The 23058-nt window shown below is 55.6% G+C and carries 17 protein-coding genes and 1 tRNA gene; 17 read left to right on the forward strand and 1 reads right to left on the reverse strand.

What is annotated here, in order from left to right:
• Positions 1-67 precede the first annotated feature (67 nt).
• Positions 68-964, reverse strand: a complete 897-nt coding sequence (locus HY913_13350; GenBank protein MBI4964258.1) for a peptidyl-prolyl cis-trans isomerase — start codon at positions 962-964, stop codon at positions 68-70.
• A gap of 270 nt (positions 965-1234) precedes the next feature.
• On the opposite strand from HY913_13350, the gene HY913_13355 reads away from it, so the two are divergent.
• From HY913_13355 to HY913_13435, 17 genes are all read left to right on the forward strand, one after another.
• On the forward strand, positions 1235-1900 hold the full coding sequence (locus HY913_13355) for a hypothetical protein (GenBank protein MBI4964259.1): 666 nt from the start codon (positions 1235-1237) through the stop codon (positions 1898-1900).
• Positions 1901-2297: 397 nt separating this feature from the next.
• On the forward strand, positions 2298-3473 hold the full coding sequence (locus HY913_13360; GenBank protein ID MBI4964260.1) for a glycosyltransferase: 1176 nt from the start codon (positions 2298-2300) through the stop codon (positions 3471-3473).
• Between the two features lie 130 nt (positions 3474-3603).
• Complete coding sequence (locus HY913_13365; protein ID MBI4964261.1) at positions 3604-4407, forward strand: hypothetical protein; 804 nt, start codon at positions 3604-3606, stop codon at positions 4405-4407.
• A 48-nt stretch (positions 4408-4455) separates the two neighbouring features.
• Positions 4456-6837 (forward strand): hypothetical protein, encoded by a 2382-nt coding sequence (locus HY913_13370; GenBank protein ID MBI4964262.1) that lies wholly within the window; start codon positions 4456-4458, stop codon positions 6835-6837.
• Positions 6838-6906: 69 nt separating this feature from the next.
• Positions 6907-7917, forward strand: a complete 1011-nt coding sequence (locus HY913_13375) for an HD domain-containing protein (protein ID MBI4964263.1) — start codon at positions 6907-6909, stop codon at positions 7915-7917.
• Between the two features lie 41 nt (positions 7918-7958).
• On the forward strand, positions 7959-8999 hold the full coding sequence (prfB, locus tag HY913_13380; GenBank protein ID MBI4964264.1) for a peptide chain release factor 2: 1041 nt from the start codon (positions 7959-7961) through the stop codon (positions 8997-8999).
• Complete coding sequence (locus HY913_13385) at positions 9000-10907, forward strand: 4Fe-4S binding protein (GenBank protein MBI4964265.1); 1908 nt, start codon at positions 9000-9002, stop codon at positions 10905-10907.
• Positions 10908-11038: 131 nt separating this feature from the next.
• A complete protein-coding gene (locus tag HY913_13390) occupies positions 11039-11656 on the forward strand; it encodes an indolepyruvate oxidoreductase subunit beta (GenBank protein MBI4964266.1) in 618 nt (205 codons plus the stop codon).
• A gap of 40 nt (positions 11657-11696) precedes the next feature.
• On the forward strand, positions 11697-12233 hold the full coding sequence (locus HY913_13395; protein MBI4964267.1) for a hypothetical protein: 537 nt from the start codon (positions 11697-11699) through the stop codon (positions 12231-12233).
• Between the two features lie 149 nt (positions 12234-12382).
• A tRNA-Phe gene (locus HY913_13400) sits at positions 12383-12458 on the forward strand.
• Between the two features lie 160 nt (positions 12459-12618).
• Positions 12619-14073 carry an FAD-binding oxidoreductase gene (locus HY913_13405; protein ID MBI4964268.1) on the forward strand — a complete coding sequence of 485 codons (1455 nt, stop codon included), beginning with the start codon at positions 12619-12621 and terminating at the stop codon, positions 14071-14073.
• A gap of 424 nt (positions 14074-14497) precedes the next feature.
• Positions 14498-15919: a guanine deaminase gene (gene guaD, locus HY913_13410; protein MBI4964269.1), complete on the forward strand. Its 1422-nt coding sequence runs from the start codon at positions 14498-14500 to the stop codon at positions 15917-15919.
• An 81-nt stretch (positions 15920-16000) separates the two neighbouring features.
• Positions 16001-16645 carry a hypothetical protein gene (locus tag HY913_13415; GenBank protein ID MBI4964270.1) on the forward strand — a complete coding sequence of 215 codons (645 nt, stop codon included), beginning with the start codon at positions 16001-16003 and terminating at the stop codon, positions 16643-16645.
• Positions 16646-16745: 100 nt separating this feature from the next.
• Complete coding sequence (locus tag HY913_13420; protein MBI4964271.1) at positions 16746-17576, forward strand: FAD binding domain-containing protein; 831 nt, start codon at positions 16746-16748, stop codon at positions 17574-17576.
• Complete coding sequence (locus HY913_13425) at positions 17573-20335, forward strand: molybdopterin-dependent oxidoreductase (GenBank protein MBI4964272.1); 2763 nt, start codon at positions 17573-17575, stop codon at positions 20333-20335. The genes HY913_13420 and HY913_13425 overlap by 4 nt, the downstream gene beginning before the upstream one ends.
• 411 nt (positions 20336-20746) lie before the next feature.
• Positions 20747-21925 (forward strand): hypothetical protein, encoded by a 1179-nt coding sequence (locus HY913_13430; protein MBI4964273.1) that lies wholly within the window; start codon positions 20747-20749, stop codon positions 21923-21925.
• Between the two features lie 43 nt (positions 21926-21968).
• Positions 21969-22970: a class I SAM-dependent methyltransferase gene (locus HY913_13435; GenBank protein MBI4964274.1), complete on the forward strand. Its 1002-nt coding sequence runs from the start codon at positions 21969-21971 to the stop codon at positions 22968-22970.
• Positions 22971-23058 lie beyond the last annotated feature (88 nt).

Genomic DNA, 23058 nt, shown 5'->3' on the forward strand with positions numbered 1-23058 from the left:
TGCCCGCCAATTCCTGGATTCGGCTGCCAGCGGCCGCCCTATGGCAAACTATCACGGATACCTTGCGCTAGTTCTTGGGCCCCGGTGTCGGACCGGCAGGGCCTGCAGGAACCGGGGGAGCCTCCTGAGTGACTTGCACGTTCATCTTTTTCCTCAGTTGCTCGGCCAATTTCTCATATTGTTCCTGTTGTTTCTGAAATTTGAGCTGCTCCATGATGTAATCCTTGACCTGGTCGAATGAGCTTTCTTGAGCCGGTTTGGTATCTTCAACCAGCAGGACGTGATACCCAAACTTGGTTTTCACGGGACCGAAGATCTCGCCTTTTTTTGCGGTGAAAGCCACGTCTTCGATTTCTTTAACCAGGCTTCCTTTGGGCAGCCATTCCAGGTTCCCGCCTTTTACTCGGCTCGGGCAGATGGACACGGTGGACGCTATGTCGGCAAACTTCTCGCCCTTTTTCAGTTTGGCCAGAACGTCCTTGGCTTCTTTGTCGGTCTTTACGAGCACGTGGTGAAGGTGGACGCTTTCCGGAGTCGTGTATTGGGCTTTGTTATTCTCATAGAAGGCTTTTGCGTCGGCATCGGTGGGGACGGGCATGTCCTTCGTCATCTTTTCCAGGTATAAACGAGCCAGAAGGTCTTTCTTCGTGAATTGCAGGAGCCTCGCCGTGTCAGGGGCCTTGTCGAGTCCTTGCTTTTCGGCTTCAGCAGCAAGGACATATATGTTGACAATGTAATCGAGCGTCTTTTGTCGCCCCTCCGGTGTCCTGTAGAATTCGCGAAACCTTTCCGGGACGGCATTGGACATTTCGCTCAGGTCCTTTTCGCTCACTGTTTCATTGCCTATTCGTGCGAGAACCTTGTCCTCCCCCGCGGCGAAAGACTGGGGCAGGACTGCCAGGAAACAGATGAGGAAGAAGGCGCCGCACAAAAGATCCTTGTAAATCCGTAGGTTGGTCTGCACTTTGGTCTCCTTCTGTGTGTTTAGTTGCTAACCCATATTAATTACTATTATAAGCTCTTGTCAGGAACGGATTTATATCATAGGCGATTGATCAAGTCAAACGTTGCTCCCCTGATCAAGCCCCTTTCAACGCACTGATTTTCGGCCATAATGCCAAAAAGGGGTTGCAAAAAGATGCCGAACAGGACAAAATGATCCGATATTAATTACTGCCAGGTGCGCATCGATCCTGATACAAGCGACCGGCGCGCTGAACAAGAGACGGCTTTAATGCTTCATGGTGCAAGACAAAAGGTAGATAGAGGGCTATGTGTGAGGGACGGCGGGGTCTTTGTGATGCTTCGCGGGTTTCAAATTTGCACTTTGTTCGTCGCGGTTATGGCGGTGGCGTCCTGTGGGACCGGAACGAATTCCGGTGGAACAAAGGCCGCTGTCCCGCCGCCTTCGATCCAGGTGGACGAGGTGCCCCAAGGAGTGCGCATAAAGTGGCCCGCAGTAAAGAATGCGCTTTATTACACCGTTTTTTGGGGCTCGACACCCACTGAGTATAGAAGCTTTGCGAACTCCCCGAACTGCTCTGCGATTATTTCAGGGCTCAACAAAGGTGAGATGCATTGTTTCGCCGTGACCTCATGGAACGAGCGCGGGGAAAGCGATTACTCCAAGGAAGCTATTTACGTTTACGACGAGGAACCGGCCCGTTGGCCCGAACACCTGGCCAAGGGCAAGGAATTGATGGCAAACGGGCTGTATCCTGAAGCACATGCGTACATTTCGGCGGCCATCAGAATGGAGCCTGGGAGAGCGGACGCGTACAAATCAAGGGCCTTGCTGTACGAAAAAATGGAGGAACCCACCCTGGCCAAAAAGGATCACGTCCGGGCCGAAAAGCTGTCCAATCGAAAAACCGCTTCACTTGACTTGAATAAGCAGTAATGCGCTGAAGGCTTTTTTTGTGGATTTCGCGAGGCCCCGGAGTGTTTGGAACCGCTCTCTCACTCGCGATTGCGCGTTTTAGGACAAGCTTGCCCCGAAGTTTAGCTCTGCCGGCCAGTCGGTAACTTACCCCTGGACAAAAAGACAAAACCGGATAAAGTTACGTTACCGGGTCGTGCCCTTTGCGGCCGACGAGATCTGCCGGAGCAGGCTCGGAACAGGTGTCTCGATGCTACTCTTTGGGATGCGCATTGGTATTGCGAATCGGCATCACATGAGTGACGGGTTTTCTACCCCAGGCTTTCCTGGAGTACCCTACTACAGGTCCGGGAAAGACGTAAATGTCTCAGAGTCACTTTTGATCGGTACAACTGCCATGTGAGCAAAAGGATTCTGAATGTTGATTACTGCTGCCCTTTGGATCGGATTCGTGTTTGTTCTGCTCGTTTTCATAGAACTGATGCGAATGAACGTCCTCTTATTTCGCGCGCTGGACAATGAGCCGACGTTGCCGGAACAGGTTGGACTCCCGGACAATCCCCACCCGTTAGTTACAATAGTTGTGCCTGCCAAGGATGAAGTCTCAGGTATCGAGGCGTCTGTTCGATCAATTATCGCTTCTGATTACAGCAACTTGGAAATAGTTCTTGTCAACGACCGCAGCGAAGACGACACACTCCGAATTATGGAACGGTTAGCCCAAGAGGATCAGAGGATAAAGGTTATCTCGATCCACGAATTGCCAAAAGGATGGACCGGCAAGACCCACGCCATGTTTAGGGCTGCTCAGGAAGCCTCCGGAGACATCTTTTTGTTCACCGACGCCGACGTCTTTCTTGACCCGAAGGCGATATCCCAAGTGCTCCGGTTTTTCAAGGCCCAGAAGTTGGACATGTTCAGTTTGCTGCCGGGCTTCGTCAAAAAGGGGTTCAATGAAAACGCAGTGCATCCCCACATGGCATTGGGCATTTCGTATTTCTATCCTCTGACCGACGTGAACAATCCCGCAAAGGAGGCTGCCTTGGCCTCCGGCTGCTTCATAATGATTACCAGGCAGGGATATGAGAAGCTGGGGACATGGGAAAGGTTCAGAAACGAGGTAACCGAAGACGTGGCCCTCAGCAAGGCCGCAAAAGCCAACGGGTTGAAATTGATGGTAATGCGAGGCTTCGCTTTAGTTCGGACCAAGCCGTTTGACAGACTTTCGGATGTGTGCCGATTCTGGAAAAGAACATATTATGGGGGATTGGAGAAGAACGTTGCGAAGATAGCGCGTCTCACCATGAACTACGCAGTCCTGTCCTTAATGATACTCCTGTTTGCCGTCTCTGCCATCTTTCTGCTCATCGGGAGGAGCGAGCTTCCTGCGGTGGCGCTGTTCATTGTATCGTTACTGGCTATGGCCGCAGTGATCATACCGTTCAGTATTTTTATCAATCATGAGCAAGGCGACTGGATATACGCCTTGGCTTCTCCCGTGGGCGTCTTTGTGTGCCTGTTTGTTAGCCTGAGTACCTTGTTTACAGTTCTAACCAACGAAGGCATTCGTTGGAGGGGGTCGACCTACCGGTAACCCCGGTGGGTTCTTCTGTAGCGGCTTTTGCGGGGTCTGGACCAGGGGAGAAAAGCATTGACCGTGTGAAGGCTTTCCTGTTATCATGCCATTTGGTTCGTGCAAGCCGATGATGAAAGGAGATTTGTCGATGGACTTGCCCAGGGTGGGGTCGTATTCACGAGTGCCCATGGCAATAATCATTGTGTTTCTGCTAATTGTTCCCGTAACATTGTGGGCACAGGATTATAAGGAATTTGTCAGCGACGATTACGGTTTTTCCATGAAGTATCCTGCCACATGGGTGAAAATCGACAAACCTAAAGGAAACTATTACAAACAGTTTCAAGCCCCTGATCTGACGGATAATTTCAGGGCTTCCATACATGTTGCGGCCCACAAACCCGTAAAGGACCCCATTAGCGTTTTTCTGCAGGAATTCCGCAACGGGATAAAGGACTTACAGAAAACCGCCGGAGCTGGCAAAGAAAAACAGGAAGTTCGCATTCTTGACGAAGGGGAGTTTAAGTGCGAGGTCCCTGGAGCGTACTTCTTTTTCATCCAGGCCCTGGAGGACAAGCTCCGGATTTGGTTGGACATAGTAATTGTCTTCTACAAGCAGGATCAGACACTACTCAGAGTTTCGTGCCTTGCGCCGTCGTCATCTATGGAAAAATTTCAGCAAGTGTTTAATGATGTACTTGTGTCAGTGAAGTTCTCCGGCGGTGAGGCCGAGGTCGCTCCGCCCCCGAGAACGACTGCGCCCCCGACTGCGCCGGCTCCGCCACAGCCTATGGTCAGGCCAGGTCCTCCGGCTATGGCGCCTGAACCTGCTCCGGAGGCCAGACCCCAGCCGCCTGCTCGGCAGATGCAGCCCGCGCCGGCTCCTCCTAAACCAGGGCCCAGAGGGCCTTCGCGGGAGCCTGAAAGACCGGCAACGGGTATAGTCAACTGATCCCGTCCGACTACTTGGAGCGACAATTCCACGCGAGGCAAAACGACGATGAGCCTTCGTCGCGCTATAGAACTGTTCCAATCCAATGACAGGTACCGCGAATTTCGCAAGACCTTTTCAGTCCCCGTACCTGCGCCATTGAACCCTGCCTCGCTGCGCGAGAGGGCTTTGGAATTATGCGAGAACTTCGAGCCCCGAGGTGATCGAAGCGAACTCGCGGCTGCTTTGTCAGACCTTTCAGTATCTTATGAGCCCTCCAAATTCAGCCAGATTTCGCCTGTGCTGAGTTTCTTGGCGAAGACATTGTTCACGGACATTTCCTCCCCGGTGCCGCAAGGGGTCATTAGGAAAATACAGGGATTTGACGGCCCCAAATTCTTTTTTATAGGGCACAGTTCATACTTCGATTATGTGCTTGTCGCACAGCTTCTGCGCGAGCTGGGCCTCTCTGAACCGATCATGCACGTTTCGGGGAGTGTCACGAAAGGAAAGCCGTCCCAGTGGATAGCGGGCTTTCGGACACTTGCGGTCCCCAAAACTTTTTCGTCAGTGCAGCACCGTGCCTACGCCTGGTTTTCCGCTGCCCTTGCCGAGGCCTCAGAAATACAGGCTCTTTTCGCAAGAACAAGCAGATACTCGGTTAGATCGCGGGACGGCATACTGCGTGAACCCTACGTCCCGCATGGGGTGATATCCGCGGTAAAGGCCACCGGAAGAGTTCTCATCGTGCCGGTTGCCATGTCCTATTCTGCGATTCCCGAAGACAGCCATCTTACTTCTCCGAAATTCTTTCCTTTCCTCTCCATGCTGCCGCGGGGATGGTTTCACTTGCTCCCGCTTTTGGTGGGCATGGGCAATTCCGACAGGATCTTGAATCGTTGGGACGCAGTTTTCGGCGAGGTGAGCGTAGATCTTGGGGATCCGTTTGAGTTGGCGGACGACAACTCCCTGACCCTCATGAGGATCTCGCATCGCGCCATCGAAGAGATCGCACGCAACAAGGTGATTCATCCGAGCCAGATTGTGGCCAAGTCCATGCAGGGCCTTGAACGGGTAGACGTAAAGACTCTTCGAAAGAGAGTAGAACACGAAATGGAGGATACCCGATCCTTCTTCAGGGCCAGATATAGAAAAGATCCACCGTTCAATCCGGTGTTGATTTCCGACATCCCTGAGGCCGTCCGGATGGGGACCAGGGTCTTGACCAATCGCGGGGCTGTTACGAGATCTCTGTTACGCCGTAGTTTTTCGCCGAAGAATGCGTTTTTGCTCAGGTTTTATTCTTATCACGCGGACCGGAGAATATATCCTCTCCGGGGCCGAAACGCTATGGCAGTAGTGAATGCGGGGGTTTGGGGGTATACGCTTGCGCTGCACATTGGCTGGAATTTACTGAAAAAAGAGGAACTTGCCGAGCATTCTCTGGTCCTGTACGATTCGAGGGAAGACCTTATCGAAAAGCTTACTGTCGAAGGCAAGCATCCCTGGCACTTCAAAGATATGGACCTGCCACGGTCGGTCCGACCGGAAGCCGATCTAACTGCGGCAGTGGGCGATACTTCACTTATATTAATCGTTACCCCCAGCAAGTATTTTCACTCCAACTTAACGAAGATCCTGGAACTCGCGCCGGAAGGAAGTGATCTTGTAATCGCCACCAAAGGCTTTATTCCGGAGACAGGGCTGCTGCCGTGCCAGACGGCATACAGAGAAATGGAACGGCTCGGAAAGAAGATGAGGCTTTCAGTTCTTTCCGGCGCCAACCTTGCTCACGAAATAGTGCGCGGCGGCGCGGGAGTGACTCAGATAGCCTGCGAGGAGGCTGAGACCTTCGAGCGCCTCAGACAACTCATTGAGACCCCGCGGTTTCGGGTGGTGTATTCCGGGGATGTTATCGGAACGTCAATATCAGCGGCATTGAAGAACGTTTACGCCATTGGATTCGGCATGCTGGAGGGATCCAAAAAAGCGCCGGAAAATTTCCTGGCTACTTATGCCACTCTTGTGACCGCTGAGATACGTCAGTTCGGAATGATTTTGGGGGCTTCGCCGGAAACATTCGACGCGGAGAGCCAGGTATGGATGGCGGACCTGCTTGCGACCTGCCGAGGAGGCCGCTCCGCGCTCTTCGGCCGGGACTTGGCTGAAATGGACGACAAACAGGGCAAACTTCGGCCCGCTCGCATTCTCCTCGAACAATATCGGAAAAAGAGGATAGCGGTCGAAGGCTTTGAAGCCACGCGATTCGCTCAGAGGATAGCCTCCCAACGTGGTTTTCACCCTCCGATCCTGGGGGAAATTTACGCCATTCTCCACGGAGGGAAAGAGTTGGACGTGGACTTTTTCATTGAAAAATGCCTCGATGCCCTGATTCATCGGATGAGCCATCCGCTCCCATCCACTGTGCGCCCTCGATCCCCGAGATACTGAGCAGTCCGGGAAGCCAACACCGAGCCCAACACTGGAATCCTGGCCGGAAGCCTCGGAAAGAAGCCGAGCATGAACAACGATGATTTAGGCCTGATTTCAACCTGCGTCAAAGATCTTCAGCCCGGCACTGCTGTTTTGCAGTTCTTTGAATTGAGGTCCAAAGATGTTCGCAAGACCCGCAGCGGCCAGGACTATTTGGATTTGACCGTGGGGGACGCGACGGGGACCATATCGTGCAAGATGTGGTCCGATGCCCTACGAAAATGGGGGCAGGACTTCAACCCGGGGGATTTCGTCAAGATCGAGGGCCGCGTCGAGGCCTACAAGGACCGAAATCAGTTGGTGGTTGAAAAGATCCGCCGGGTGGAGCCCTCGGAGATCCCGGACACTGCTTCCCTGATACGTGCGTCGCAGAGTGACCCGGAAGCCCTGCTCGAAGAGCTGATAGCTCTGGCGCGAACATTGGAGCCGCCCGAATTGAGCGATCTCCTGGAGGAGATCCTGGTAAAGAACGCCGACACTATCAAGACCTTTCCCGCGGCCAAGATGATACATCATGCTTACCGAGGCGGCTTGATAGAGCACGTTTGCACCGTAACGCGCAAAGTCGAGGCAATACTCGAAATCGAAAAGAACATAAACCGAAGCATTGCGCTGGCAGGGGCAATTCTCCATGACATAGGGAAGATACTGGAACTTAACCCCAGAGCCCAAGGGAGAACTCTGGAGGGGAGGCTCATAGGACACGTCATACTGGGTGTGGGCCTTGTCCGAGACGCCGCGGCACAAAAGGGCCTTGAGGACCGACCGTGGCTGATGGAACTGGAACACATCATCCTGTCTCACCACGGTGAGACACAATTCGGAGCACCGGTCAAACCGCTTACGCGAGAAGCTCTGCTGGTACACTTCATTGACAATCTGGATTCGAAGCTCAAAATAATGGAGGAAGCTCTGGAGTCTGTGGACTCCGAAGGCTTCACGGCATACAACAAGTGGTTGGAAGGACGCGCCTTCGCAGGAGGCGGCCTTCTTCCCAAGGAGGATGATGATGTTGGAAATTCAAGAGAGATTGGCTGATATACGTCAGAAAAGCACCGAACTTCGAGGTTATCTTTGACCTGGACGCCAAGATATCTCGCCTAAACGAACTGGAGAAAAGTCAGGAAAACTCCGAATTCTGGAACGACCCCGAAGCCGCAAAACAACTTCTCAAAGAACAAAAACAGATCTCCAAGCTGGTTGAGAACTATCTCGGGTTGGATCGGGAATTGGATGACACCGCTGTACTGCTGGAACTCGCACTGGAAGAAGATGACCCCTCCGTGCTCAAGGAAGTGCAGCAAAAGCTGGATTACATAGAAGAGCATATTCGAGGCTTGGAGATCCAGAGGCTTTTCACCCGCCAGGAAGATACCGGCGATGCCATAGTGGAAATCCACGCGGGAGCGGGTGGCACCGAAGCCCAAGACTGGGCGGAAATGCTCTTGAGGATGTATCTGCGCTGGGCGGAACGCGAAGGATACAAAGCGGAAATCCTGGACACACTTCCCGGAGAAGAGGCCGGGATAAAGTCAGGTATTTTCTCGATCGAGGGCGACTATTCATACGGCAGGATGAGAGCGGAGATGGGTATACACAGACTCGTCAGGATATCGCCCTTTGACGCCAATTCGCGCAGACACACCTCGTTTGCTTCGGTTTTCGTATATCCTTCCGCGGACGAAGGCGTAGATATTCAGGTTAACGAGACGGACCTGCGCATAGACACTTACCGAGCATCCGGAGCTGGCGGCCAACACGTGAACAAGACCGACTCCGCGGTAAGAATTACACATTTGCCGACAGGAATAGTGGTTCAGTGCCAGAACGAGCGTTCCCAACACAAAAACAAGGCTATGGCAATGAAGATTCTGAGGTCCAGGATCTATGATTTGGAGTTGCAGAAAAAACAAGCGGAGAAGGACCAGCTCCATAAAGAGAAGAAAGACATAGCCTGGGGCTCACAAATCCGTTCATACGTCCTCCAACCGTATCAGATGGTCAAGGACCACAGGACCAATTGTGAAATCGGGAATGTGAACGCTGTCCTGGACGGAGACATCAATCAGCTCATTCAGGATTATCTTCTTTTTCAAGCCAAGAGTAACGGAGCACCATAAATGCCGGTAATAGGTATAGACGCCCCAGGCAAAGAAGTGCTGCTCATGGGAAATGAGGCCATTGCGCGCGGGGCCCTCGAAGCGGGTCTGAGCGTTGCCGCCGCCTACCCGGGCAATCCTTCCTCCGAGATCATAGGGTCCCTGGCCGAAGTGGCCGCTCAAATGGGCATTTACGTTGAGTGGTCAATCAACGAGAAAGTGGCCCTGGAGGTCGCGGCAGCGGCCGCGACGTCGGGGTTGAACGCAATCGTGGCCATGAAGCAGAACGGTCTCAACGTGGCCTCGGATTTCTTGTTGAACCTGAACATGACCGGCATACGGGGTGGGCTTGTGCTGGTTGTCTGTGACGACCCGTCAGGCATATCAAGCACGAATGAAGAGGATTCGAGGATTTACGCCAAATTGGCCGATCTTCCCCTGATGGAGCCGGCCACGTTCCACGAAGCCAAGGACATGGTGCGCCATGCTTTCGAGCTTTCCAGAAAGATCGGCAATGTCTGCCTTGTCAGGAGCGTGACCCGGATTTCACATGCGCGGGGAAACGTTGTATTAGGCCCCCTGCACAAGGAAAAACCCGTTCCTTACTTTGACACCAGCCGCCCGCTTTCCGCTCTGCCGGCCGCGGTAACCCATCCGGTGGCACATGAAAGGCTGAGGCAAGCTCAGGAGGATTTTGAGGACTCTCCATTCAACAAGTACCGTGGACCTAATTCTCCGGAATTGCTAATTATTACTTGCGGGGCCGGATGGCTTTTCGCAAACGAGGCCGTGGAGATCCTTGGCCTGGAAGCCCGCATCGGCCTCCTAAAAATAGGGACGACCTGGCCTTTGCCGGAGAGACTGATTCTGAGCCATCTTGGGTCGGCATCCAAGGTCCTGTTTCTCGAAGAGGTGGACCCGGTATTAGAGAACAACGTCAAGTCTCTCTATGCCGACCACAACTTGGACCTGCCCAGGATTGATTTTCTCGGCAAGAAATCCGGTACAGTCCCTGACCAGGGGGAATTGAGCCCGGGACTTGTGCTGTCCATTCTCTCCGGCCTCACAGGCGCCGTTGCGCCCGGTGTTGCCCCAAAGTACCAGGCAACCGCCGAGGAGGTCCTCAACAACTTCTGCCCCGCGAGGTCTCTGGCGTTCTGTCCCGGATGCCCACACCGCGCGTCCTATTGGGCCATCAAGACCGCTTTAGCACTGGATGGACGGGATGGGGTGCTCTTCGGAGACATAGGCTGTTACGGGTTGGGATTCATGCCTACCGGCTTTAGTCAGGCCAAGACGCTTCACGCTATGGGCTCGGGGATAGGTATGGCGTCGGGGTTCGGGATTTTGAACAGACTCGGAGCCACTCAGCCCGCTCTCACCGTGTGCGGAGATTCCACCTTCTATCACGCGGCGATTCCTGCTCTTATCAACGCCTTACATCATAAAGCCAACTGCTTGATGATCGTCCTGGACAACAGTGCAACTGCCATGACCGGTTTCCAACCGCATCCGGGCAGCGCTGCCGACGCGATGGGCTCTCCCGCGCCCGTTATTGACATAGAACAGGTTTGCTCAGGCCTCGGGGCCGAACCGGTTGTGCTCGATCCCTTCCAAGTGCAGGAAACGGTCACGACGGTCTACGATCTGCTACAGCGTGACGGTACCAACATTCTGATCCTGCGACAACCGTGCGCTTTAGTTCGAGCAAAGAAAGGAGCCCGCCGGTACAAGGTTACCGTTGACCCGGCCAAGTGCATGGGAGAGGACTGTGGCTGCAATCGGCTGTGCACGAGGGTCTTCAGGTGCCCCGGCCTTAACTGGGACCGGGACCTTAAGAAGACCAACATAGATGAGGCCATTTGCGCGGGATGCGGCGTTTGCGCGGATATTTGCCCTGCTCACGCGATTGTGAAAGGTAACGATTGAGCGGGACAACTCGAACCGGTCGGAATCACGATGGGGGAGGCTTGGAGGGGGAGATGGTCTCCCCCTCCATCCTCACCGGGCGCAGAGCCGCCTCAAGCCCGGTGAACCAATGGTAAAAGAGGTGGTATGAAATGGACAAAGATCCTTACAACATAGTGGTTACCGGAGTCGGGGGTCAAGGAAACGTCCTTGCCTCTCTGCTCTTGGGAGCAATGCTCGTAGAGCAAGGATACAAAGTCACCATAGGCGAGACTTATGGTGCATCGCAGCGAGGCGGTTCGGTAATGAGCCACCTGCGGGTGTCCCGCTCACGTCAGTACGGGCCTTTGATTCCACCGGGATTGGCCGATCTGGTCATAGCTCTGGAACCGAGCGAAGCCGCGCGTGTCCTCGCTCAATTCGGCAATCCGAACGCGGTTTCCGTGGTCAACACCAGGCCGGTTCATCCCGTCGATGTCATCAGCGGCGAACTCCCCTACCCTGCCATGAACGACCTGCTGGACGCGGTCGAGTCCCTCAGTGCGAGAGTGTATTTGGTACAAGCCACTGAAAAGGCCCTGGAACTGGGCAACCCCATACTCGCCAACGTCATATTGATAGGGGCTGTGGCAGGAGCGGGACTGCTGCCGATTACAGCCGAGGACCTCGATAAGGCTGTCACCCAATACATGTCGGCCGACAAAGTGGAACTGAATAGGAAGGCATTTATCCTTGGAATGGAAATGACCGGCCCTGTTCCGCTCCAGTAGGAACACCGGCCCGCGGCGCTTGCGTGTAATGGAAGCGACCATGGAAAGATATAAGCAGCCTGAATTGCTCAGGGACGAAAAAACTCCTTTGCGCCGACGGGCCGCCGAAGAGGAACTACGCGGGCCCGAGAAGTTCGCGCAAGATACCGAACGGGCTGCCCGAACCAGGGAGATAATCGAAGCTCACCTTAAAGACCGCGCTCAAACAACTTGGCGACGAAAATGGACCGGCCGCGGGCTGATCGTGGTAGGAGCGATGACCGTCATGAGTTCGTGCCCGCTTTACGCCTTTGCCCTCATCGGCCCTGAGACCATAATGGCAGGACTGGCGATGATTGCGGGCGGTTCCGCGTTGCTGGCATGGCGCCCAAGGCTGAAAGACACCAATGAGGCCATGGTAGTTGCCATGCGCTACGGCAACTGCCTTACTGTGCCCCGTCTTGCCCTGGAACTGAACGTCTCCTTCGAGCGTGCGGAGCAGATAATCCAAGAATTGGTTCGCAACGGAATTGCCGAAATAGACATGGACCACAGGGACCCCGACCACACGATCGTGTACCGAATTAGAGGTTTGTGAGAGATTGTGGGGCAGGCTGGAATCCCGCGTTCCGCGGGACTGCCCCACAAAGACATTCAGCCCCTCCCAAAAGATTGGCAGCTTGACTCTTGGGTCCAAAATTGGTTGACAGTCCCTGCCCTGCCCACTATTATGTCCTTCGTACATGCGCCGAGGTAGCTCAGCCGGTAGAGCAGAGGACTGAAAATCCTTGTGTCGCTGGTTCGATTCCGGCCCTCGGCACCACTAAAAGCAAAGAATCCCGCCTTGTCGTTCACGTCGGCAAGGCGGGATTTCTTTTTCAGGGTGATCATAATGCGCCCCACTGCTGTCGTAGTTATAGTACATGGCAAGGCCGCCGGATATTTCCGGTAAGCAAGCCCAGGACACACGGAGGACGTTAGCCATGACGGAGGAAACGGATAATGAAATTGCGAAGAACAGCAGGACGCCGGCTCACACAAATCTAGATTCGAGCGCTCTCCGGAAAAGCATCACGGGCCAAGTCTTGACCGCATCTGATGCCGATTTCGAGAAAATTGCTCTTGATGTTTGGAATAAATATGAACCGATGAAGCGTCGGCCTCAATTGATTGTTCGTGTGGCTGACGAACAAGACGTGGTTACGGCGGTTAAGTTCGCCCAGGCCAACAAACTGAAAGTCACAGTGCGCGGCGGTGGACACACGTGGTGCAATCCTTCGCTGCGCAACAGCGGCATGATGATCGATCTGACAAATCTTGATCAAGTCATTTCCATAGATGCAGAAGCCCATAAGGCTGTGGTGCAACCAATCATCAGCAATCGGGAAATCCAAGCTCACCTCAATGCCCGGAACCTATCCTACCCCACTGGGCATTGCCCGCCCGTCAAGGTGAGTGGTTATCTGCTCAGCGGAGGAATGTCCTGGAATCAAGGTGTATGGGGACCCGGAATTGGTAGCGTAGAGGCAGTTGAGTTAGTCACTCCGGATGGAGACCTAATTACTGCCGACAAAGACCAGAACACCGATTACTATTGGGCCGCGCGTGGGGCCGGATCGACCTTCTTTGGGGTCGTGACCCGCTACCACCTCAAACTCTATGAATTACCCAAAGCGATAGCATTCAGCTCTTATTATTACCCAATCGGCGAAGTCGGCACTGTCGCCCGTTGGCTTGAATCCATAGCAAGCAAATTGACCCCCAACATCGAATTGAGTCTATTCATGCTAAGCGCCCCGCCGGAGCTTGCGGAAAGGGGCAAGATACCTGCAGGCAAGGTTTGCATGGTGACAGCAACGATCTTTGCCGATTCAATGGAAGAGGCCGAGTCATCGCTCAAACCGCTCGATGATTGCCCGATCATTTCAAAGTGTCTTTCCAAGACGATCGCAAAGCCTTGCAACTTTGAGGCCTTATTCGATGCATCCGGAGATCTGTGGCCCGCCGATCACCGTAACCACGTTGAAGCAATGTTTTCCAACTCCAAATTAGCAGATGTGTTCAATGCGGTCCGGGACCATTTTTTGAAAACGCCGTCACCAACCACTCTTATCATGTTTGCAATTTATACCGGGCCCAACATTCCGGCTCCACTTCCCGATGCTGCATTCTCAATGAGCGCCCGTTATTACGGCGGACCGTGGACGATGTGGACGAGAGCGGAGGACGACGAAGCCAACACGCAATGGCACAAGAGATGTCTGCAGCTGCTTAAGCCGTTTGTCGCCGGGCATTACATCGGTGAAACGGACACAGTCACGTATCCACATCACGTTCAGGAATCGTACACCAAAAGTAATTGGAAACGCCTTCAAGATCTGCGGAAGAAATATGATCCGGATGGAATGTTCTTCAATTATTTCGATGGATTGAGCTGAGGGCAGATGGGAACCTTAATTGGTGTTCATTGTCTTACTTTTTCATGCGGCAAATTATGACACTGAAAACCTGCTCCAGCACAGGCCAAGGTACAGAAAGAAAATTGTTAGTTCCAAAGTAAAGGCTTAGGTACAAAATTTTGCATTAGACGCCATCATGCGGCTCCTGTCGGCATTTCACGTCCGGGGAGTCAAGGAGTCAAACAGAGATATAGGCGGACGGGGGAGTTGTTGAGACAGAACCCTGTCGGAACCGACTAGCCTGAACTCTGTTAGACCATCAATTTCCTGCATGAGATAGTGAGAAACAGTATGGTAAAGGTGGATCATGGCCGGCGCACCTCTCTCTGGTCGTCCAAGAACCATCTCTGTCACACAACGAAGTGCATCCCAGCGCAATCTTGTTTTGAGAGGAGGAACCGTCATGGCCGATGCTAGGTGTGCGATCCGAGGAACGTTCTTCGACTTCATCGACGACCCGTGGAAGAACATAGGGCACGAGCAGGACGCTGCACGCTTTATCCGAGATGGACTGCTCGTCGTCAAGGATGGAGTCGTCGAGGATTTTGGTACATTCGCCGACGTCTCGCGGCGCCATCCCGACGTCCCCGTCACCCACCTGCAAAATCGGCTCATCCTTCCTGGATTCATAGACGGACACATTCACTTTCCGCAAGTGCGCGTCCTCGGGGCGTACGGCAACCAACTTCTGGATTGGCTGCAAACCTGGATTTTTCCCGAAGAACTGAAGTACCGCGACCGCGACTACGCGCGCACCGCCGCAGGGCACTTCTTCGACGCTATGCTCGCAGGCGGCACGACGACGTGCCTGGCGTTCACCACCAGCAGCCCGGTCTCGACCGAGGAGTTCTTCGACGAGGCGACTCGGCGCAACATGCGCGTGATCGCGGGCCTGACCGGCATCGACCGTTTTGCACCCGACGACTTCGTCATCACACCGGATGAATTTTACCGCGAGTCCCAGCGCCTGATCGACCGCTATCACCGCAAGGGCCGCAACCTCTACGCCATCACCCCGCGCTTCGCTGTGGGCTGTACAGGAGAGATGATGGAGCGCTGCCGGCAGTTGAAGCAGGAGCACAAAGACTGCTGGGTCAATACGCACATCTCCGAGAACCCGTCTGAAATTCGTACAGCGCACTACCACTTCCCCGGTTGCGACGACTACACGCACGTCCACGAAAAACACGGGCTGCTGGGACCGAAGTTCGTTGCCGGCCACGGGGTCTGGCTCTCCAATGACGAATTTCGCCGCTTCTCTAAGGCGGGTGCGGCGATTGCTTTCTGCCCGCTGTCGAACCTGTTCCTCGGCAGCGGGCTCTTCCGCCTGGGCCGTGCCACAGACCCTGACTACCCCGTCCGCATCGCCGTGGGTTGCGACATGGGTGGCGGCAACGCATTCACCATCGTTCGCGTGCTCGAAGAGGCTTACAAGGTAGGCATGTGCAACAACACCATGCTCGACGGTTCCGTTAACCCGCGCGAGCAGGACCTGGCCGAGGCCGAGCGCAACAAACTATCGCCCTATCGAGCGTTTTACCTTGCCACCCTCGGCGGCGCCCGCGCCCTGTACCTCGACGACATGCTGGGCAATTTCGACAAGGGCAAGGAGGCCGATTTCGTCGCCATCGACTGGAACGCGGGTCAGCTCGCGATGCGCTGGCACCAGTCGCTCATCGTGGAAGGCGCCGGCCCGGAGACCATTGAGCAGGCGGCCCAGTTGCTGTTCGGCGTCATGACGGTCGGCGACGACCGCAACATCGACGAGACATGGGTCGCCGGAAAGCGCGCGTACAAGAAAGCCTCTGACCCAGCGCAAGCGTAGGGCCGCGGCCGCCGGACCGAGGCCCCAGCCTCTTTGCCGGCCGGAGCGCGGTCAAATTCCTCAAACATGAGGAGGTCAAGTTTGGAAGTGCATATATCAAGGGCCTCCGCGGTTGTGGTGCAACACGTCCCTGCTTCCATCGCGGACTGGTTCATGGAATGGCAGCGCGGCGTCGCTGGTGCAGCTGAGGGGTTTGCGGGCTATCGCGGCACCGACGTCTACCCCCCGGGTGACAGCCGGCGAGACGAGTGGGTGGTGGTGATCCACTTCGACGATGAAAAGTCACTTCAGGGGTGGCTGAACTCGTCGGTTCGGGCGCAGTGGGTGGAGAAACTCCAAGCGCACGTCGGGGACTTTGAGCTGAAGGCTCTGCCAGGGGGTTTCGGCGCTTGGTTTGCCGGACATGCCCAAGGCCCGGCGGCGCCGCCGCCCTCCTGGAAAATCGCCCTGACGGTGCTTCTCGGGCTATATCCTACCGTCATGTTGCTCACGCTCTTTCCGGGTCCTTACACGGAGCCTCTGGGACTGGCGTTGGCCATGCTGATCGGAAACACCCTCAGCGTAGCCATTCTCCAGTGGGTCGTGATGCCGGTGCTGAACATCGTGCTCACCCCTTGGCTCAGGGCAAATTCTGAGAAGGAAAGGGCCATCTCGGTCGGTGGGCTTTTTCTGATCCTCCTCGTCTTGGCGGGCTTGGCCCTCCTGTTCCGCCAGGTGACGGGATAGACGAACTCAGAGCGACGCATCCATCATGATGCCCAGTTGATCGCCGCCGCTATTCCGAATTAGCGGCGGAGCGGCAGTTGCAAGTGAAAGGCGGTATAACATGGATCTCAACACGGTTTCTGAAGTGGCTCGTCCCTCGACCAGGGATGACATCCCCCACTGGTGCGACTCAGACGCCTGGCTGGCCGGCGGAACCTGGCTTTTCTCCGAACCGCAGCCCGCCGTGCGTCGGCTCATCGATCTGGAACAGCTTCGCTGGGAACCGCTGCAAGTCAGCGAGACAGGTCTCGCAATTGCCGCGACGTGCACGATCAGCCAGCTCTATGGCCTCTCTGCGCCTGGGGAGTGGAGCGCTGCGCCCCTGATCCGCCAGTGCTGCCGGTCGCTGCTGGCATCGTTCAAGATCTGGAACACTGCTAGCGTGGGCGGTAACATCTGCATGTCCCTGCCGGCCGGTGCGATGATCTCCCTGACTGCCGCTCTCGAAGGCGTTTGCACGATCTGGCCGCACGACGGGGGCGAGCGGTGCGTAGGGGTCGTGGATTTCGTCACCGGCGTTCAGCAGAACGTCCTAGGACCGGGGGATTTGCTCCGCAGCATCAACTTGCCGGCATCTGCCCTTCAGAAGCGAACCAGCTTTCGCCGAATGTCGCTGACGCACCTGGGCCGGTCCTCGGTGTTGCTCATCGGCGTCGTATGCCCGCTTGAAGGGAGTTTTGCGCTGACCGTCACCGCCGCCACAGTGCGACCAGTTCGGATCGAGTTCCCTGGGGTCCCGGCTGCCGATCAACTTCGAAGCAAGCTTCGCGAAGCGATCCCGGATGCTTTGTACCTGGATGACGTTCATGGGACCCCTGCGTACCGCAAACATATGACCTTCTATTTCGCCGAAGAAATCCGCAGTGAACTTTCGGCCGGGGGTGGCTCATGATTTATCACATCAACGGCAAGACCTTCTCCAGAGAGCCGCGGCCCGGGCAGTGCCTGCGGACCTTCCTGCGCGATCTGGGGTGGCTCGGAGTCAAGAAGGGATGCGATGCCGGCGATTGCGGAGCATGCACAGTCTGGCTCGATGGCGTTCCCGTCCACAGTTGCCTGGTGCCGGCATTCCGCGCTGCGGGCCGACAGGTGACGACGATCGAGGGATTAGCCGTCGATGGAGAACTCCATCCCGTGCAGCAGGCGTTTATCGACGCACAGGGTTTCCAGTGCGGATTCTGTACAGCGGGGCTTACCATGACCGCTGCCAGCCTCAACGAGGAAGACCGCAAGGACTTGCCGCACATGCTCAAGGGCAATCTCTGCCGTTGTACCGGATACCACTCGATCGAGGACGCGATCGGTGGAATGAAGGCGATTGAGGAACCGCAGCCGGGAGAGGCGTTCGGCAGCAGCGTCGCGGCGCCGGCATCCGCAGCAATCGTCACGGGAAAGGAGCCCTATACCCTCGACATGCACATGGACGGACTGCTGCACCTTAGACTGCTCCGGTCACCGCACGCGCACGCGCGGATTGTGTCTATTCGCAAGGAACGCTCATTGGCGGTTCCCGGTGTCCACGCGGTCTTCACGTGGGAGGATGTCCCGCGGCGGCTGTTTACCAGGGCCAATCACGACGATTATCACTCCGATCCCAACGACACGTACATTCTGGACAACGTGGTCCGTCACGTGGGTCAGAGCGTCGCGGCCGTGGTGGCGGACAGCGTGGGAGCTGCAGAGGAGGGATGCCGCCGCCTGGAGGTGGACTATCAATTGCTGCCGGCTGTTTTCGATCCGGAGGAAGCGATGCGCGTCGGCGCTCCGGTCCTTCACGACAAGGGCGCCGAGTCCCGTATCCAGCGACCGGGTCGAAACATCTTGCTCGAACTCCACGGCGGCGTTGGCGACGTTGAGGCCGCTTTCGCGCAGGCGGATGTCCTCCACGAAGCGACCTATTCTACGCCCCGAGCCCAGCATGCTCATCTCGAGACGCACTGCACGACCGCGTGGATCGACGAAAACCAGCGTCTGAATGTCCGGACCAGCACACAGACCCCTTTCCTTACCAAGGCAAAGCTGTGCTATCTCTTCGGCCTCTATCCGAACAGCGTGCGTGTGTTCACCGAGCGCGTCGGCGGCGGATTCGGCGCGAAGCAGGAAATGGTGACAGAGGATATTTGCGCCCTCGCCACGATCAAGACAGGCAAGCCGGTCCAGTTGGAGTACACCAGGGAGGAGCAATTCTTCGGCGCCACCACGCGGCATCCGATGAAGATCCACGTGAAGGTCGGGGCAAAACGGGACGGCACGCTGACCGCCCTCCATTTACGAATCGTTTCTAACACGGGGGCCTACGGCACGCATGGCGGCTCAGTACTCTTCCATTCCACGGGCGAATCGGTTTCGGTCTATCATTGCCCGAACAAGAAGATCGACGCCTACGCGGTTTACACCAACACGGTCCCCGCCGGGGCATTTCGCGGCTACGGGCTGTCGCAGACAATTTTTGCGGTCGAGTCGGCGATGGACGAACTCGCCCGGGGCTTGAACATGGACCCCATCGAGTTCCGACATCGAAATGTCGTACACCCCGGCGATCCGATGACGTCGCTGGGCTGTGAGCCGGACGACCTGGACTACGGAAGCTATGGACTGGACCAGTGCCTCGATCTGGCGCGCGACGCTCTCGCCCGAGGCAATGGACTTGCCTGCCCCGAGGGAGATGAGTGGCTGGCTGGGAAGGGTGTCGCGCTGGCAATGATTGCTTGTACGCCGCCCCTCGAGCATCGTTCCGAAGCGGGTCTCAGCCTGGAGGCTGATGGCAAGTACCACCTGACAATCGGGTCGCCGGAATTCGGCAATGGTTCAACCACGGTCCGCCGACAGATTATCGCCACGGTTCTCGGCACTTCCCCGGAGAGCGTGTTCTCAATCCAGTCTGACACCGATCGCACGGGCTATGATACCGGGCCGTTCGGCAGCGCCGGAACGACCGTGGCTGGAAAGGCGGTGCATCAGGCGGCAGAATCCCTTCGGGAGCGGATCTTGGATTTCGCTGCCCGGCATTGCGGTACCAGCCGCGACAAATGCCGGCTGGAATCGGATGCTGTTGTTTGCGATGGCGCCAGGATCGGGCTGGTTGATCTTCACAACGCGGCATTGCAGGCGGGACAGCTTCTGCAGGTCGTACGCAAGGCCTATGGAACGCCGCGCACAGTGGCTTTTAACGTTCACGGTTTCCGGATCGCGGTCCATCGCGTTACAGGGGAAATCAAAATCCTCCAGAGCGTTCAAGCAGTTGATGCCGGAGTGGTGATCAATCCGCGGCAACTCCAGGGCCAGGTCGAAGGCGCTATTGCCCAGGGACTGGGATGGGCCCTTTACGAAAAAATGGTTTTCGACCAGGAGGGACGGGTCGTTAACCCGACATTCCGTCACTACCGCATCCCGGCTTACGCCGATGTCCCACGCAGCGAGGTCTATTTTGCACGGACAACGGATGTCTTTGGCCCCCTGGGTGCCAAGAGCATGAGCGAAGCTCCGATCAACCCGGTAGCCCCGGCGCTGGCCAACGCTTTGGCCGATGCCACCGGCATCCGCTTTCATGAACTTCCCCTGGCCCCCGATCACATCTACAGCGTCATCCTCGGGAAACACCCACCGGCGAACGACGGCGCACCCGATCAGAGGGTATCGCCTGGCGCCTGATCGGCAGGCCGCAGAACACGGCGAGAAGACGAAACGGCCGTCCCAGCATTTTATTGTTTGAGATGCGTGAGGAGCCAACTGGAAATCCTTGTGGCGGCGGTTCGATTCCGCCCCTCGGCACCATGGGAATACTTAAGGGTTCAAGAGATTTCTTGAACCCTTTTTCTTTTGTGGAAACCTTTGAAGACTTGAAAATCACAAAGCCACCAAGTATTCTCGGCAATCCGGCGATATCGTCGCGTTACAGGAAGACGCACTAGGCATTGCATTTGGCTCAGCGGAGGACGCGGGGCGAACTCTTGTCTACAGACCGCTCCGCTGACTCGAAACTTCAGAACGTGGCAAGAATGTGCTAATTTGTTTCGGGCCCGCGGCGGCAGGCCATCGTTGAACCGAGCAGTTAGGCAAAGTATGTCGGCAAACGTCTCCCTCTCTTGGGGAAAAAAGCTGGTTTTCGCAATTGTTACCATCGTGGGGCTCCTGGTGTTGGTGGAAGCGGCATCGCGTTCTCTGCGGGCTAACCTGCCTTCTTATTGGAACTACCGGGACCGTCTCACCAACGCAGCTTACACAAGCAAGCCTTGGTTCAGTGAGGGATTCCTCCAAGCGTCCTTTGTTCAACCCGGCGGTTGGCATACACCTGAAGGAACGCGTCTTATTCTTCCACGTGACTACTCCGACCGGTACTTCACGGTCACGGGCGGAGTCCGAAAGACCACAGGTTTTGTGAGGAATCCTCGCGTGCCGTTTGGTGGACGTATTTGTATTTTTGGAGGCTCGACCACTTATTGCTCCGAAGTGCCTGACGATTTGACTTGGCCCAGCCAACTCCAGAACCTCATAAACAAGGCCGTTCCCGATGCTCAGTTTGAGGTAATTAACTATGGCGTAACATCGGTCAACTCCTATCAGGAGTTGGAAAGGCAGCGTCTGGAGCTTTCCAGAGGCGACGCACCCGCTCTCTGTATTTTTTTGAATGGAGCGAACGACGTTATTCAGGGTGTTGTCTGCAAGCAGCCTCGTGGCACGATTTATGAAACTTTGGCAGATCGGGAGGCGCGGTGGACTGTCAAGATTCGTCGCCGTTTGGCTTTTGTCGATCTGGCTGCAGGCGAGTGGGCACGGCTGAAGCGGAATAACCAGGGCGACTTGCCCGATCATTTGCAGAATGCCGGCATTGTGAGCGACTTGGTTAAGCAGACTTCGGAAAATTATGAAAAAAACATGCGCGACGCAGCGAGCGCCTGCGCCGGTCGCGGGTGCCAGGTTTTTGTCTTTTTGCAGCCTGGTCTGTATACAATCGATCGGCCTTTGACCGCTCACGAAACGGAAGTCTTATCCAGATGTCATGTTGCTTACGGTCATGTTTTCAAGGTCACCTACCCGGCACTGAGGGACGCAATAGGCAGGCTAAAGGAATCGGGTCTTGCGGCGCACGATGCCTCAGGAATTCTTGACGCCAACCGGGCGCCTATTTTCCTCGACGCTTTTCACGTGGAGAGTGCCGGAAACGCGATCATCGCGGAATATGTGGCCGGAATCATCGGGCCGAGCCTTTCAGAGGCAGCTCGCAAAGCCACCGGCCACTGACCATCCACGAAATCGTACGGTGCGGCGTCAAGACGGAGTTACGATGGCTTCAGATCACCTCGAATGGCTGAATAGCATTCTGAGCTGCCCCAGCACGGGTTCGCCCACTCGGTATGACGGAAGCGGGTTTGTGAGTGTGGGCCGCCCTTCTATCAGGTTTCCTATCGAGGCAGGCATTTTGAGGGCCTTCCTGCCCGTCGAAGGAGATGACGTTGCCGTGCTGATGGAAGATTTCTACAGCCATCATCCGTTTCCGAACTACGATGAAATGGAGACGATAGGTTCTCTGCTGGAGAAAAGCTTTGCTCGTCGCTTTTCCGATCTCTTGAACCGTTCGATACCGCCCCTTACCACGGTTCTCGAAGCGGGATGCGGTACAGGGCAGCTTGGAAATTTCTTGAGCATTGCCAACCGGCGGGTACTCTCTTGCGACATGACCTGGAACTCGCTCAAACTTGGTCAGGAATTCAAGGATCGTAACGGCCTGACAAACGTCACGTTTGCCCAGATGAATCTTTTCAGGCTTCCTCTTCTTCAGGAGAGTTTTGACGTCGTGATTTGCACCGGCGTGTTGCATCATACTTCCGATCCCAAGAAGGGATTTCAAGGGCTCGTGCGCTTTGTTAAACCAGGGGGGCATATTATCATAGGCCTCTACAATTCCCTCGGACGCCTTAAGAACCGCCTGCTGGCATGGCTTTCGTGGATTGGCGGTGAGCGAGTGCTGGCCGTAGAGCCATATTTACGAAAGCATCCCATGGACGAAGAAAAAAGGCGCGCTTGGGCTATGGACCAGTACCGCAACCCGCACGAATCGCGGCATACCATGGATGAGGTGCTGGGATGGTTCGACCAAGCAGGAATCAGGTTCATTCGAGCGATTCCCAGCACAATTCCCGGTGATGAGTCCACTTGGGATTACAGGCGATCCCTTTTCGAACCGGAGTCATCGGGCACACACTTAGGCCGAATAGTAACGCAGATGCACCAAATGGTTAACGACGTAGAGGGCGGGCTCTTCATCATGATCGGAAAGAAGCAATAAAAACACCGTTCGCGGACGAAGAGACATATGCCCCTTCTTGTGGAAATTATTGCGAAGAGATGCGGGACGTCATGGAAAGTGTAGATTG

It is taken from the genome of Desulfomonile tiedjei (genome assembly GCA_016212925.1).
Lineage (GTDB): Bacteria > Desulfobacterota > Desulfomonilia > Desulfomonilales > Desulfomonilaceae > JACRDF01.

Excerpts from the sequence above, each read along its gene's own strand:
- HY913_13355 (MBI4964259.1), top strand. The coding sequence starts at position 1,235 with ATGCTTCATGGTGCAAGACAAAAGGTAGATAGAGGGCTATGTGTGAGG.
- HY913_13360 (MBI4964260.1), top strand. The coding sequence starts at position 2,298 with ATGTTGATTACTGCTGCCCTTTGGATCGGATTCGTGTTTGTTCTGCTC.
- HY913_13365 (MBI4964261.1), top strand. The coding sequence starts at position 3,604 with ATGGACTTGCCCAGGGTGGGGTCGTATTCACGAGTGCCCATGGCAATA.
- HY913_13370 (MBI4964262.1), top strand. The coding sequence starts at position 4,456 with ATGAGCCTTCGTCGCGCTATAGAACTGTTCCAATCCAATGACAGGTAC.
- HY913_13375 (MBI4964263.1), top strand. The coding sequence starts at position 6,907 with ATGAACAACGATGATTTAGGCCTGATTTCAACCTGCGTCAAAGATCTT.
- HY913_13385 (MBI4964265.1), top strand. The coding sequence starts at position 9,000 with ATGCCGGTAATAGGTATAGACGCCCCAGGCAAAGAAGTGCTGCTCATG.
- HY913_13390 (MBI4964266.1), top strand. The coding sequence starts at position 11,039 with ATGGACAAAGATCCTTACAACATAGTGGTTACCGGAGTCGGGGGTCAA.
- HY913_13395 (MBI4964267.1), top strand. The coding sequence starts at position 11,697 with ATGGAAAGATATAAGCAGCCTGAATTGCTCAGGGACGAAAAAACTCCT.
- HY913_13405 (MBI4964268.1), top strand. The coding sequence starts at position 12,619 with ATGACGGAGGAAACGGATAATGAAATTGCGAAGAACAGCAGGACGCCG.
- guaD (MBI4964269.1), top strand. The coding sequence starts at position 14,498 with ATGGCCGATGCTAGGTGTGCGATCCGAGGAACGTTCTTCGACTTCATC.
- HY913_13420 (MBI4964271.1), top strand. The coding sequence starts at position 16,746 with ATGGATCTCAACACGGTTTCTGAAGTGGCTCGTCCCTCGACCAGGGAT.
- HY913_13425 (MBI4964272.1), top strand. The coding sequence starts at position 17,573 with ATGATTTATCACATCAACGGCAAGACCTTCTCCAGAGAGCCGCGGCCC.
- HY913_13430 (MBI4964273.1), top strand. The coding sequence starts at position 20,747 with ATGTCGGCAAACGTCTCCCTCTCTTGGGGAAAAAAGCTGGTTTTCGCA.
- HY913_13435 (MBI4964274.1), top strand. The coding sequence starts at position 21,969 with ATGGCTTCAGATCACCTCGAATGGCTGAATAGCATTCTGAGCTGCCCC.